This window comes from Actinoalloteichus caeruleus DSM 43889 (assembly GCF_000429185.2).
Classification (GTDB): Bacteria; Actinomycetota; Actinomycetes; order Mycobacteriales; family Pseudonocardiaceae; genus Actinoalloteichus_B; species Actinoalloteichus_B caeruleus.
The window spans coordinates 1,298,078-1,313,567 of record NZ_AUBJ02000001.1 but is presented as its reverse complement, the minus strand read 5'-3'; the positions used below and the strand labels follow the sequence as shown (position 1 = coordinate 1,313,567).

The 15,490-nt window shown below is 72.0% G+C and carries 1 protein-coding gene; it reads left to right on the top strand.

Annotation, left to right across the window (positions count from 1 at the left end; all coding sequences use genetic code 11):
* The first annotated feature begins 339 nt into the window (after positions 1 to 339).
* Complete coding sequence (locus G443_RS04410; RefSeq protein ID WP_253860131.1) at positions 340 to 15,459, top strand: type I polyketide synthase; 15,120 nt, start codon at positions 340 to 342, stop codon at positions 15,457 to 15,459.
* The last annotated feature ends 31 nt before the right edge of the window (positions 15,460 to 15,490 follow it).

Genomic DNA, 15,490 nt, shown 5'->3' with positions numbered 1-15,490 from the left:
AGTGGGGCTGCCCGCGGAGTGCTGGCGTCCTCGGACGCGCCGTCGGGCGCGGAGCCAGCGCGAGCAGCGGGAGCCGTGCGCGGGGTAGTGGGACGACAGGGGTGGGGGGTGTCCCCTTAGGGGTTGTTCGTCGGCAGTCCCCACCGTAGGTTTCCCGGTAAGTGGACAACCCGGTGTGCGACACCGGTCGATGTGCGGGAATTCGCGTGTTCGCGGTAGTCGCCTCGGTGTTTCCCAACTGTTCCGGAGGCCGCAGGTTGTTGCCCAATGGGAGGGGCGGGTCCGACCGTCGCGAGTGGTCGGTCCTCTCCTGTTGATCGCGGCGATGGGGTTGGGTTGATGGACAACGAAGAGAAGCTGCGCGACTACCTGAGACGCGTCACGACGGACCTCCGCAGAACACGGCAGCGCCTCCGCGACGTCGAGGACGGCGAGCGCGAACCCATCGCGATCGTCGGCATGAGCTGCCGCTACCCAGGCGCCGTGGCCAGCCCGGAGGACCTGTGGCGCCTCGTGGCCGCCGGCGGCGACGGAATCGGTCCCTTCCCGACGAACCGGGGGTGGGACCTCGAGCGCCTGTTCGGCGGCACCCGGGACGTGTTCGACGTCCAGGGGGGATTCCTCCACGACGCCGCCGAGTTCGACGCGGACTTCTTCGGTATCTCGCCGCGCGAGGCCCTGGCGGTGGACCCGCAGCAGCGGCTGCTGCTGGAAACCTCGTGGGAGACCTTCGAACGGGCCGGGATCGACCCGTTGACCCTCAAGGGCAGCCGGACCGGCGTCTTCGCCGGCCTGATGTACCACGACTACGGCACCGGCGCCGGCGACGTACCCGACGACGTGCGGGCGTTCGTCGGCGTCGGGAACTCGGGCAGCGTCCTCTCCGGCAGGGTCGCCTACACCTTCGGCTTCGAGGGACCGGCCGTCACCATCGACACCGCGTGCTCGTCCTCCCTCGTCGCCCTGCACTGGGCGTCCCGCGCGCTGCGCGCGGGGGAGTGCACCCTCGCCCTCGCCAGCGGCGTGACCGTCATGCCCAACACCACCGTGTTCACCGACTTCATCCGGCAACAGGGGCTCGCCAAGGACGGCCGTTGCAAGTCCTTCGCGGCGGCCGCCGACGGCACCGGTTGGTCGGAGGGAGTTGGGGTCCTGCTGCTGGAGCGGTTGTCCGACGCCCGGCGCAACGGCCACCAGGTACTCGCTGTCATCCGGGGTTCCGCCGTCAACCAGGACGGTGCCTCCAACGGGTTGACCGCCCCGAACGGGCCGTCGCAGCAGCGGGTCATCCGACAGGCACTGGCCCAGGCCGGCCTGGACACGGCCGATGTGGACGCCGTCGAGGCGCACGGTACCGGGACGACCCTCGGTGATCCCATCGAGGCGCAGGCGCTGCTCGACACCTACGGGAGGGAACGGCCGGACGACCGCCCGCTGTGGCTCGGCTCGGTCAAGTCGAACCTCGGGCACACCCAGGCCGCCGCGGGCATCGCCGGTGTCATCAAGATGGTGATGGCCATGCGGCATGGTGTCCTGCCGAAGACCCTCCACGTCGACGCCCCAACCGGTCAGGTGGACTGGACGAGCGGTGCCGTGCGCCTCCTGACCGAGCCCGTGCCGTGGTCACCCGGCACGGGGGTTCGACGGGCCGGCGTGTCCTCCTTCGGGGTCAGCGGTACGAACGCCCACGTCATCCTCGAGCATTCCCCGGACGAGACGGCCGTGGTCGAGCGGGCCGCCCCACCCGTCATCCCGTGGGTCCTCTCGGCCAGGACGGACGCCGCGCTGCGTGCCCAGGCCGCCACGCTGAGAGCCCACCTCGAGGGAGCGGCGGTCGAGGACGTGGACGTCGCCTGGACCCTGGCGACCAGCCGCGCCGCGCTGCGCGAGCGTGCCGTCGTGTTCGACGCCGCGGGCCTCGACGATCTCGGGACCGCCGTGCGGGGAACGGCGGCACGGGGGAAGACCGCGTTCCTGTTCTCCGGGCAGGGCTCCCAGCGACCAGGCATGGGCCAGGAACTGCACGCCGAGTACCCGGCCTTCGCGCTCGCCTTCGACGAGGTGTGCGCCGAACTGGAACGGCACACCGGCCACTCGGTCCGCGACATCGTGTTCGGCGGTGGGGAGCTGATCGACCGCACCGAGCACGCCCAGGCCGGGTTGTTCGCCGTCGAGGTGGCGCTGTTCCGGCTCCTGGAGTCCTGGGGACTCACACCCGACTACCTGCTCGGCCACTCCATCGGCGAGTTGGCGGCCGCCCACACCGCCGGGGTGTTGACCCTGCCCGACGCGTGCGCCCTGGTCGCGGCCAGGAGCAGGCTGATGGGCGCGCTGCCGGCGGGCGGCGCCATGGTGGCTCTGCGAGCCACCGAGGACGAGGTCCTGCCGCTGCTCACCGACCGGGTGTCGCTGGCCGCCGTGAACGGCCCCACCTCGGTGGTGCTGTCCGGTGACGAGGACGCCGTCGCCGGGGTGGTGGCGCGGTTCGACGGGCGCACGGCACGCCGCCTGCGCGTCAGCCACGCCTTCCACTCGGCCCGGATGGCGGACATGCTGGCCGAGTTCCGGACCGTCGCGGCCAGCCTCACCTTCCTCCAGCCCCGGACACCCGTCGTGTCCAACCTGACCGGCGAAGTGGTGTCGGAGGAGCTGCGCGACCCCGAGTACTGGGTGCGGCACGTGCGCGAGACCGTCCGGTTCGCCGACGGCATGGCCTGCCTCGCCAGGCGGAACGTGTCCACGTTCGTCGAACTCGGCCCTGACGCCGTGTTGACCGTGCTGGCCCAGGACTGCCTACCCGGCGACGACCTGGCGTTCGTGAACACGCTGCGCCGGAACTCCCCGGAGCCGCGTGCGGTCGTGGCCGCCGTCGCGGCCCTGCATGTGCGTGGCGTGCCAGTGAACTGGCCCGCCTTCTTCGCGGGGTCCGAAGCCCGCCTGGTCGACCTGCCGACCTACGCGTTCCAACGCCGCCACTACTGGCTGCGGCCGGCCGACGGCGCCCCGGGCGACCCCTCGTCGCTCGGCCTGGCGGCGGGTGGACACCCGTTGCTCGCCTCCGTGGTCCACCACGCCGACACCGGAGAAGCCCTGTTCACCGGTCGCGTGACCAGGGCGGAACACCCCTGGCTGGCGGACCACCATGTGGCGGACCAGCCGGTCCTGCCCGGAGCCGCGATGGTGGAACTCGCCCGGCACGTCGCGCAGCGGTTGGGGCACGGGACACCTGAGGAGTTGACGCTGGTCCGGCCGGTGGTGGTGCCGGACCGCGGCGACCTCCACCTCCAGGTCACCGCCACGGCGGAGGACGACGCCGGGAACCGGGCGATCAGCGTGTTCGTCCGCGCGCCGGGCGAGCAGGACGAGACCTGGGTCCGCCACGCGACCGGAGTCCTCGGTCGGGACCGGGTGCGGCCGACCACGGCGGACTGGTCGGTCGTCTGGCCGCCCCCGGGATCGGTGGAGATCCCGGTCGCTGACCACTACGCGCGACTCGCCGAGTCGGGGATGCACTACGGGCCGGCCTTCCGGGGGTTGCGAGCCGCGTGGCGCCGAGGGGACGAGGTCTTCGCCGAGGTCCGGATCGGGGAGGACCTGCCGGTCACCGGCTACGGGCTGCACCCCGTGCTGTTGGACACCGCCCTGCACGCGGTCCCACTCCTCGGCGAGGCCGAGCTGTCACTGCCGTTCTCCTGGTCCGAACTGGCGTTCCTCGACGGGGCCGGCGCCGAGCTGCGCGCGCTGCGGGTCCGGGTCTCCGCCACCGACACGGGCACCGGCGTCTCGGTTCGACTCGCGGACGCGACGGGCGCACCGGTCGCCACCGTCGACGCACTGGCCCTGCGCCCGATCTCGACCGGCCCGTTCGTGGAACCGAGCCGGAACTCCCTGTACGAAGTGGCCTGGGTGCCGGCGCCGGAATCCGGCGACGACACGACGCGCGACGCAGTCGTGGTCACCGTCGCCCCCGGCAGCGGCGCCGTCGCCGAGGACACCCACGGTGCGGTTTCCGAGGTCCTCGCCGTCCTGCGGAAGGTCCTCGTCGACGAGGACTCCCGTCTCGTCCTGGTCACCCGAGGCGCGGCGACAGGTGAGAACCTCCCGCACGCGGCAGTGTGGGGGCTGGTGCGTTCCGCGCAGTCGGAACACCCGGGCCGGATCGTGCTGGTCGACGCCGACGGAGACGTCGACGTGCCCGCCGTCCTGGCCGTGGGCGAGCCACAGATCGCCGTGCGCGGCGACGAACTGCTGGTACCACGCCTGGCGCGGGTGCCAGCCGCCCCCACCGGCCCCGACCTGGCGACGGACGGCACGGTGGTGGTGACCGGCGCGGGCGGGGCGCTGGGTGCCACGCTCGCGCGGCACCTGGCCGAACGGGGTGTGCGGAACCTGCTGCTGCTCGGCCGCCGTGGCCCGGACACACCAGGAGCGGCGGAACTCGTCGCCGAACTCGCCGAGTCACGGAGCCGTGCCCGCTTCGTCGCCTGCGACGTCGCCGACCGCGACAGCCTCGCCGCCGCCCTCGCCACCGTGCCAGAGGAACACCCGCTGACCGGCGTGGTGCACACCGCCGGTGTCCTCGACGACGGCCTGGTCGAGTCGCTCGACGCCGACCAGGTCACCAACGTCCTGCGGCCCAAGGTGGACGGGGCGTGGAACCTCCACGAACTGACCCGGGACCTGGACCTGGCACTGTTCGTGGTGTTCTCGTCGGCCGCGGGGACCCTGGGCTCGGCCGGACAGGCGAACTACGCGGCGGCCAACGCGTTCCTCGACGGGCTCGCCGCCCAGCGGAGGAGCTTGGGGCTGGTCGGCCAGTCGCTCGCGTGGGGTCCGTGGGCGGGCGAGGGCATGGCCGACACCCTCGCCCCCGCGGACCGCCAGCGGATGGCACGTGACGGGGTGCGCGCGCTGTCCCGGGCCGACGCGCTCGGTCTGTTCGACGCGGCACTCGGAACCGACCGCGCGGTGGTCCTCCCAGTGGATCTCGACCTGCCAGCGGTCCGCGCCCAGTCCGAGACCGCGCCGGTTCTGCGGGACCTGGTCGGTACCTCCCGCCCGCGACGGGCCGGCACCGGACCGGACCTGGTCGGACTACCCGAGGAGGAGCGGCCCCGGGTCGTCCTGGAGCTGGTCCGGGCACAGGTCGCCGTCGTGCTCGGGCATGGCTCGGGTGATGACGTGGCTCCCGACCAGACATTCTCGGATGCGGGGTTCGATTCGCTGACCGCGGTGGAGCTTCGGAACCGCCTCAACTCGGTGACCGGGCTGCGTCTGTCGGCCACCGTCGTGTTCGACTACCCGACCCCCGCCGAGCTGGCTGAGTTCGTACTGGCGGAGGTCCTCGGCCGGCAGTCCGTGGTCGTCGCGTCCGCTCCGATCGTGTCGGACGTGGACGAGCCCATCGCGATCGTCGGCATGAGTTGCCGGTACCCGGGGGGTGTGTCCACCCCGGACGAGCTGTGGGACCTCGTCGCCTCGGGGAGGGACGGCACGGGGCCGTTCCCCGCCGACCGTGGTTGGAACGTCGAGGGTTTCGGGGGTTTCCTGACCGGGGCCGCCGAGTTCGATCCGGCGTTCTTCGGGATCTCGCCGCGTGAGGCCCTGGCGATGGATCCGCAGCAGCGGCTGCTGCTGGAGGCCTCGTGGGAAGCCATCGAGAACGCCGGAGTCGACCCGCTCTCCCTGCGCGGGAGCGACACCGGGGTGTTCGCCGGGCTGATGTACCACGACTACGTCACCCACCTGGCCGGGCTGGCCGAGGTCGAGGGCTATGGCGGAACAGGTAACTCGGGCAGCGTCGCGTCTGGTCGGGTTGCTTACACGTTCGGGTTCGAAGGACCGGCCATGACGGTGGACACGGCGTGTTCCTCGTCGTTGGTGGCCCTGCACCTGGCTGCCCAGGCGTTGCGGTCCGGCGAGTGCTCGATGGCCCTGGCCGGGGGTGTGACCGTGATGGCGACGCCGGGGACGTTCGTGGAGTTCGAGCGTCAGGGCGGTCTCGCGGGTGACGGCCGGTGCAAGTCGTTCTCGGCCTCGGCGGACGGGACCGGGTGGTCCGAGGGTGTCGGTGTCCTGCTGGTGGAGAAGCTCTCGGATGCCCGCAGGCTGGGGCATCCGGTGTTGGCGGTGGTGCGGGGCACGGCGGTCAACCAGGACGGGGCGTCCAACGGGTTGACCGCGCCGAACGGTCCCTCGCAGCAGCGGGTGATCCGGCAGGCCCTGGCCAACGCCCGGGTGGCCCCGGAGCACGTTGACGTGGTGGAGGCGCACGGCACCGGGACGACGCTGGGTGATCCGATCGAGGCGCAGGCGTTGTTGGCGACGTATGGGCGGGATCGGGATCGGGCGTTGTTGTTGGGTTCGGTGAAGTCGAACCTGGGTCACACGCAGGCCGCCGCGGGGGTGGCGGGTGTGATCAAGATGGTGCAGGCGATGCGGCATGGGGTGGTGCCGGCGACGTTGCACGTGGATGAGCCCAGTCGTGAGGTGGATTGGGAATCGGGTGCGGTGGATCTGGTGCGGGAGCCGGTGTCCTGGCCGGAGACCGGTCGTGCCCGGCGGGCGGGGGTGTCCTCGTTCGGGATCAGTGGCACCAACGCCCATGTGATCCTCGAAGGAGTCGAACTCGGGGACGAGCCGGCTCCGGCGCAGGCCCTACCGGTGACCCCGTGGGTGGTCTCGGCCAAGTCCGAGCAGGCCCTGACCGCGCAGGTCGACAGGATCCGTGCCCACGTGGAGACCACTGGTTCGGATCCGGTGGACGTGGGCTACTCGCTGACCAGGAGGTCGGTGTTCGACCACCGGGCGGTTCTGGTCGGTGACGAGGTCATCCAGGGCAGTGCCGCCGCGGGTCGGTTGGCGGTGTTGTTCACCGGTCAGGGCTCGCAACGCCCCGGAATGGGCCGGGAACTGGCCGAGGCGTTCCCGGTGTTCGCCGAGGCCTTCGACGCGGTGTGCGCCGAACTCGACCGGCACCTCGACCGACCGATCCGTAACACCGTCTTCCACGGTGATGGTGATGCTGGGGTCCTGGATCGGACGGTGTACGCCCAGGCGGGGTTGTTCGCCCTGCAGGTGGCCCTGTTCCGGTTGATCGAGTCCTGGGGGGTGGTCCCGGACTCCCTGCTGGGTCATTCCATCGGGGAGCTGGCCGCGGCGCACGTGGCCGGGGTGTGGGACCTGCCCGATGCCGCTCGGGTGGTGGCGGCACGGGGCCGGTTGATGCAGGCCCTACCCGAGGGTGGGGCGATGGTGGCGGTGGAGGCCACCGAGGACGAGGTCATTCCCCTGTTGGTGGGGGCGGGGGTGTCGCTGGCGGCGGTGAACGGCCCGGCGGCGGTGGTGCTCTCCGGTGAGCGCTCGGCGGTGGCCGGGGTGGTGGACCGGTTGGGTGACCGCCGGGTGCGGTGGTTGCGGGTCAGCCATGCCTTCCACTCCGGGTTGATGGACCCGATGCTGGCGGAGTACCGGGCGGTGCTCTCCTCGGTGGTGTTCCGGGAGCCGGTGGTGCCGGTGGTGTCCACGGTGACCGGTGCACTGGCCGGGACTGGGTGGTGTGACCCGGAGTACTGGGTGCGGCAGGTCCGGGAGACCGTCCGGTTCGCCGAGGGCATGGCCGCGTTGGGCGGGGTGGGGGTGTCCCGGTTCCTGGAGTTGGGTCCGGACGGGGTGCTCTCGGCGATGGGGCAGGACTGCGCCCCCGAGGCCGTGTTCGTTCCGGTGTTGCGCCGGGACCGCCCCGAACCGGAGACGGTGGTGGGGGCGTTGGCGCGGGTGTTCGTGCGGGGCACGGACGTGAACTGGGCCGCCCTGTACCCGGGGGCTCGGCTGGCGGAGGTGCCGACGTACGCGTTCCAACGCCAGCGCTACTGGCCTGACGGCTCCGCCGCCTGGTCGGGTGACGTGTCAGCCGTGGGACTCCGGCCGGCGGAGCACCCCCTGCTCGGTGCGGCCGTGCGCGTCGCCCGGACCGACGAGTTCCTTTTCACCGGGCGGTTGTCCGAGGGTTCTCATCCGTGGTTGCGCGATCACGTGGTGTCGGGTTCGGTCCTGGTGCCGGGGACGGCGTTCGTGGAACTGGCGGTGCGGGCCGGCGAGCAGGTGGGGTGCGGCGTCGTCGACGAGCTGACGGTGGAGACGCCGTTGGTGCTACCCGAGCGGGGCGGTACCGCGGTGCAGGTGTCCGTCGCGGCGCCGGACGACGAGGGCCGACGGGCGTTCACCATCCACTCGGCCACGGTCGACGAGTGGGTGCCGCACGCGGCAGGCGTGCTCTCGGCGGGGGAGCCCGCCTCGGAGGACCTCACGGACTGGCCCCCCGCCGACGGCGTCGCCGTCGATGTCGCGGGCCTCTACGAACGCCTTGATGAGGTTGGTCTGTCCTACGGCCCGGTGTTCCGGGGCCTTCGGGCGGCCTGGCGCCGTGGCGAGGACGAGGTCCTCGTCGAGGTCGCCCTGCCCGACGGCGTACCCGTCGACGGGTACGGGGTGCACCCGGCGCTGCTGGACGCGGCCCTGCACGGGATCGCGCTCTTCGGTGACGAGACGGCGTCGTTGCCGTTCTCGTGGTCCGACGTGTCGGTGTTCGCTGTTGGTGCCACCGCCGCCCGGGTCCGGATCCTCCGGGAGGGGACCGGTTTCTCGCTGCTGATCGCTGACGGGTCAGGTCAGCCGGTGGCCGTGGTGGGCTCGTTGGCACTGCGCCCGGTCGCTCCCGTCACCGCCCACCGGGACGGGCTGTTCGGCGTGGACTGGGTTCCGGTCTCGGGGGCTGCCCTGACCGGGCCGCACGAGGTGCTCTGGTTGGAGCCCGGTGGCCAGGTCCGGGAACGCCTGGCCGAGGTCCTCGCCCTGGTGCAGGACACCGAGGACGAGCGGTCGTGGATCGTGGTGACCCGGGGTGCCACCGAGGGACGGGACCTGACCCAGGCCGCGGTGTGGGGACTGCTGCGGACCGCCCAGTCGGAACACCCCGGGCGGTTCGTCCTCGTCGACCTCGACGAGGACCGCACGGACCTGCCCGAACTCGTCGCCGAGGAACCCCAACTGGCCGTGCGGGACGGGCGCTTGGTGGCACCGAGGCTGGCTCGACTGGTTCCGGAACGGGCCGAACCACCGGTGGTGGATCCACGGGGCACGGTGCTGATCACCGGTGCCAGTGGTGCCCTGGGCACGGTCGTGGCCAGGCACCTGGTGGAACGGTACGGCGTGCGCCATCTGCTGTTGCTCAGCCGAGGTGGCTCCGGTGGTGCCGGGCTGGCCGAGTTCGACGTGGACGTGCGGGCGGTCGCGTGCGACGTGGCGGACCGCGAGGCGCTCGCTCGGGTGATCGCCGACAACACGGCGGAGCACCCCCTGGTGGGTGTCGTGCACGCGGCGGGAGTGCTCGATGACGGGGTGCTCTCGTCGTTGACCCCGGAGCGGTTCGATGCGGTGTTGCGTCCGAAGGTGGAGGGCGCGTGGAACCTGCATGAGGTGACCCGGGATCTGGACCTGGCGATGTTCGTGGTGTTCTCGTCGGTGGCCGGGGTGCTGGGTTCTCCTGGGCAGGGCAACTACGCGGCGGCGAACGCGTTCCTGGATGGCCTGGCCCAGTACCGGCGTGGCCTGGGTTTGGCGGGTCAGTCGTTGGCGTGGGGGCCGTGGGCCGAAGGTGGCATGGCCGACACCCTCTCCCACGTGGGAACCCGCCGCATCGCTGCCTCCGCGTTCCCTCCCATCACACCCGAGCACGGAGTCGAGCTCCTTGACCTCGCGTGGAGGACGGACCGACCCCTCGTCGTGCCGACACGCCTGGACGTTCGCGCCCTGCGTGACGGGCCTCCGCCGCTCCTGAGGGGCCTGGTCCGGTCCCAACGTCGTCGAGCGGTCGGGTCGGTACCCCTCGACGAGCTGACGGGCCTCACCCCGGACGAGCAGCATGAGCGGCTGCTGGAGCTGGTGCGCTCGCGAGTCGCGGCGGTCCTGGGGCACACCTCCGGTGATGCCGTGCGCGTCGACCAAGCGTTCAACGAGATGGGCTTCGACTCGTTGACCGCGGTCGAGTTGCGGAACCAGTTGAACGCGGCGACTGGTCTCCGGTTGCCGGCGACGTTGGTGTTCGACTACCCGACGCCGGCGGTGCTGGCGGAGTTCCTCCTCGCCCAAGTGGTGGATTCGAAGCCGGCGGGGGTGGAGGTCACGCCGACGGTGTCGTCGGTGGACGAGCCGATCGCGATCGTGGGGATGTCCTGCCGTTACCCGGGTGGGGTGTCCACTCCGGACGAGCTGTGGAACCTGCTGGTCGAGGGGGGCGACGGAGTCACGGGGTTTCCGAGCGACCGAGGATGGGACATCACCGGTCTCGGCGGGTTCCTCCCGGACGCCGGGGACTTCGATGCCGCCTTCTTCGGGATCTCGCCGCGTGAGGCCCTGGCGATGGATCCGCAGCAGCGGCTGCTGCTGGAGGCCTCGTGGGAGGCATTCGAGAACGCGGGTGTCGATCCGGGTTCGCTGCGGGGCAGCAGGACCGGAGTGTTCGCCGGCGTCATGTACCACGACTACGCCACCGGGGCCGGCGCCGTACCGGATGACGTCGAGGCGTTCCTCGGACTGGGGAACACGGGCAGCGTGTTGTCCGGTCGGGTCGCTTACACGTTCGGGTTCGAAGGACCGGCCATGACGGTGGACACGGCGTGTTCCTCGTCGTTGGTGGCCCTGCACCTGGCTGCCCAGGCGTTGCGGTCCGGCGAGTGCTCGATGGCGCTGGCCGGGGGTGTGACCGTGATGGCGACGCCGGGGACGTTCGTGGAGTTCGAGCGTCAGGGCGGTCTCGCGGGTGACGGCCGGTGCAAGTCGTTCTCGGCCTCGGCGGACGGGACCGGGTGGTCCGAGGGTGTCGGTGTCCTGCTGGTGGAGAAGCTCTCGGATGCCCGCAGGCTGGGGCATCCGGTGTTGGCGGTGGTGCGGGGCACGGCGGTCAACCAGGACGGGGCGTCCAACGGGTTGACCGCGCCGAACGGTCCCTCGCAGCAGCGGGTGATCCGGCAGGCCCTGGCCAACGCCCGGGTGGCCCCGGAGCACGTTGACGTGGTGGAGGCGCACGGTACCGGGACGACGCTGGGTGATCCGATCGAGGCGCAGGCGTTGTTGGCGACGTATGGGCGGGATCGGGATCGGGCGTTGTTGTTGGGTTCGGTGAAGTCGAACCTGGGTCACACGCAGGCCGCCGCGGGGGTGGCGGGTGTGATCAAGATGGTGCAGGCGATGCGGCATGGGGTGGTGCCGGCGACGTTGCACGTGGATGAGCCCAGTCGTGAGGTGGATTGGGAATCGGGTGCGGTGGATCTGGTGCGGGAGCCGGTGTCCTGGCCGGAGACCGGTCGTGCCCGGCGGGCGGGGGTGTCCTCGTTCGGGATCAGTGGCACCAACGCGCATGTGATCCTCGAAAGCCCGGAGATGGCAGAGGACGTCAAGGTCGAAGCCAGTGTGGTGCCCGCTCCGGTGGTGACCCCGTGGGTGGTCTCGGCCAAGTCCGAGCAGGCCCTGACCGCGCAGGTCGACAGGATCCGTACCCACGTGGAGACCACTGGTTCGGATCCGGTGGATGTGGGCTACTCGCTGGCCACCGGCCGAGCCGTGTTCGACCACCGGGCGATCGTCCTCGGTGACGAGGTCGTCCAGGGCAGTGCCGCCCCGGGGCGGTTGGCGGTGTTGTTCACCGGTCAGGGCTCGCAACGCCCCGGAATGGGCCGGGAACTGACCGAGGCGTTCCCGGTGTTCGCCGAGGCCTTCGACGCGGTGTGCGCCGAACTCGACCGGCACCTCGACCGCCCGATCCGTAACACCGTCTTCCACGACGGTGATGGTGGGGTCCTGGATCAGACGGTGTACGCCCAGGCGGGGTTGTTCGCCCTGCAGGTGGCCCTGTTCCGGTTGATCGAGTCCTGGGGGGTGGTCCCGGACTCCCTGCTGGGTCATTCCATCGGGGAGCTGGCCGCGGCGCACGTGGCCGGGGTGTGGGACCTGCCCGATGCCGCTCGGGTGGTGGCGGCACGGGGCCGGTTGATGCAGGCCCTACCCGAGGGCGGGGCGATGGTCGCGGTGGAGGCCACCGAGGACGAGATCATTCCCCTGTTGGTGGGGGCGGGGGTGTCGCTGGCGGCGGTGAACGGCCCGGCGGCGGTGGTGCTCTCCGGTGAGCGCTCGGCGGTGGCCGGGGTGGTGGACCGGTTGGGTGACCGTCGGGTGCGGTGGTTGCGGGTCAGCCACGCCTTCCACTCCGAGTTGATGGACCCGATGATGGCGGAGTACCGGGCGGTGCTCTCCTCGGTGGTGTTCCGGGAGCCGGTGGTGCCGGTGGTGTCCACGGTGACCGGTGCACTGGCCGGGACTGGGTGGTGTGACCCGGAGTACTGGGTACGGCAGGTCCGGGAGACCGTCCGGTTCGGTGCCGCCGTGGAGCGGACTCGGGAGTTGGGGGTGTCCCGGTTCCTGGAGTTGGGTCCGGACGGGGTGCTCTCGGCGATGGGGCAGGACTGCGCCCCCGAGGGTGTGTTCGTTCCGGTGTTGCGCCGGGACCGCCCCGAGCCGGAGACGGTGGTGGGGGCGTTGGCGCGGGTGTTCGTCCACGGGACCGAGGTCGACTGGGCCGGCTATTACGGGGGGTGTGGGGCACGTCGGGTTCCGCTGCCCACCTACGCCTTCCAACGGAAGCGCTACTGGCTCCGGTCCGGTGAGCCCGCCGGCGATCCCCGGCGGCTCGGCCTCGACGCCGGCGAGCACCCCCTCCTCGCGGCTCGGATCCACAGCGCGGACAACGACGAATGGCTCTTCACCGGCAGCCTCTCCACGACGGATCTCCCCTGGCTCACCGACCACAGCGTGCACGGCACGCCCCTGGTTCCCGGATCGGTCTTCGTCGACCTCGCACTGCACGTCGGACACCACACCAATCACCCGCGAGTCGAGGAGCTCACGCTCGAGGCCCCTCTCGTGGTCTCCGCCGACGCGGAGGCACGACTCCAGGTCGTGGTAGGCGAGGTCGACGACGGCGGGCGCCGGAGCGTGCGGATGTACTCCCGGTCGGGGCCCAGCGACGACTGGGTCCGGCACGCGAGCGGCACACTGGTCGCGGCGGTCGAACCGTCGGACACCCTCGGCGCCTGGCCGCCCGACGCGAACCCCGTGGACGTCGACGTCCTCTACGAGGACCTGGACGCCCTCGGCCTCTCCTACGGGCCCTCCTTCCAGGGACTCCGGGCCGCCTGGCGCGACGGTGGCACCGTCTACGCCGAGGTCCAACTCCCCAGCGATCTCGACGTCACCGGCTTCGGGCTCCACCCGGTTCTCCTCGACGCGGCTCTGCACGGCATGGCACTCGACAGCACCGGGGAGGCGGCGCTCCCCTTCTCCTGGTCCGGGGTCTCGCTGCTCGCCGAGGGAGCCACCGCCCTCCGGGTGCGGATCTCCCGGCAGGAGTCGGACACCACCCTGCTGCTCGCCGACGACACGGGCGCCACGGTGGCGGTGGTGTCGTCGCTGACCCTGCGCCCGGCGTCCCCGGAGCGACTCGGCGCCGGCGTCCCCTCGCCGTACTCCGTGGACTGGGTGGACGCGCCCCACCCCGGCGACCAACCAGGGAGGGTCGCCCTCCTCGGTGCGGACCACCTCGGGCTGACCGCCGCCCTCGCCGCCGCCGGCCTGGGGTTCGGGGAGTACGACTCCGTTGGTCCGCTCGCCGAGGACGCGCACGCGGGCGACGTGGTGCTCACCTGCGTCGCCTCCGGTTCCGACCCGGGATCCCCCGTGGCCGAGGTGTACGACCGGACCGGGGAGGTGCTCTCGCTGCTGCGGGCGTGGCTGGCCGACGAGCGCCTGGCCGCCACGCGCCTCGTGCTGGTGACGCGGGGCGCGACCGAGGGCCACGACCTCGCGCATGCCGCCGTCTGGGGTCTCGTCCGGTCGGCCCAGCTCGAACACCCAGGTCGGTTCACCCTCCTCGACCTCGACGCGACCGAGGAGTCCTCGGACACCGTCCCCGCCGCCCTGGCCACGGCCGGTCCCCAGGTCGCGGTCCGGACGGGCCGGGTCATCGTGCCCGTGCTCGCCCGTGCCGTGGTCGGTGCTCCCCCCTCGGGGCCTGATCCCGCGGGCACCGTGCTCGTCACCGGCGCCGGCGGCGCGCTCGGCGCCACCGTCGCCCGGCACCTCGTCACCCACCACGGGGTGCGGCAGCTCCTCCTCGCCGGTCGTCGCGGGGCGGACACCCCGGGAGCCGCCGATCTCGTCACCGAGCTCCGCGCGCTCGGTGCCCGAGCACGGTTCGTCGCCTGCGATGTGGCGCGACGGGAGCAGCTCGCCGCCGTGCTGGCCGACATACCCGATCACGCCCCACTGACCGGAGTCGTGCACGCCGCCGGCGCCCTCGACGACGGGGTCATCTCCGCACTGACACCCGAACGCCTGGCCACGGTGTTCCGCCCCAAGGTCGACGCCGCGTGGCACCTGCACGAACTGACCGAGCACCTCGACCTGTCGATGTTCGTGCTGTTCTCCTCGGCCGCCGGGACCCTCGGTTCACCGGGACAGGGCAACTACGCTTCGGCGAACGCGTTCCTCGACGCGCTCGCCAGGAAGCGGCGGGCCTCCGGGCTCGTCGGTTCGGCGCTGGCGTGGGGCCCGTGGGCCGGTAGCGGTATGGCCGGCCGGTTGACCGATGCCGAAGTCGCCAGGCTCGCCAGGGCCGGAACCCCGCCGATGACCGACGAGCAGGGGTTGGCGCTGTTCGACGCCGCGCTGCGCGCCGACGACGTGGTTCCGGTGCCGGTGCGGTTGGACCTGCCCGCACTGCGTGAGCGGGCGGCGCAGGGCGACCTCCCCCCACTGTTCGCCGGTCTCGTCCCGGACCGGAAGCGCCGGGCGGTGGCGTCCAGGGACACCGGGCGTGCCCTCACCGACCGGCTCACCGGACTCGGCGAGGCCGAGCGGGAACGTGTGCTGTTGAACCTGGTGCGCACCGAGACCGCCGCCGTCCTCGGACACCCCTCGCTGGAGGACGTGCCGCCGAACCGCCCGTTCAGCGAACTGGGGTTCGACTCGCTGACCGCCGTCGAGCTGCGAAACCGGCTCGACGCCGCCACCGGGCTCCGGCTCGCGACCGGCACGGTGTTCGACCACCCCAGTCCCGAGGCGCTCGCCACGCGACTGCTCACCGAGCTGGACCCGGGCACCGCCGCCGTCAGGTCCGCGTTCGCCGGGCTCGACCGGCTGGAGGAACTGTTCACGACGCTCACGCCGGCCGACGACGAACGAACCTCCCTCGCACGACGGCTCACGGCACTGGCGGCCCGGGTGTCCGGTGCGCCGGGGACGACCGGCATGCCGGTCAGCGAGGACCTCGGTGACCGGATCGGCGAGGCCAGCGACGACGAACTCTTCGAATTCATCGACAACAAGCTGGGTGGGCAGCGGCGATGACGGCACTGATCCCACGGGCGCAGCGGAGGGG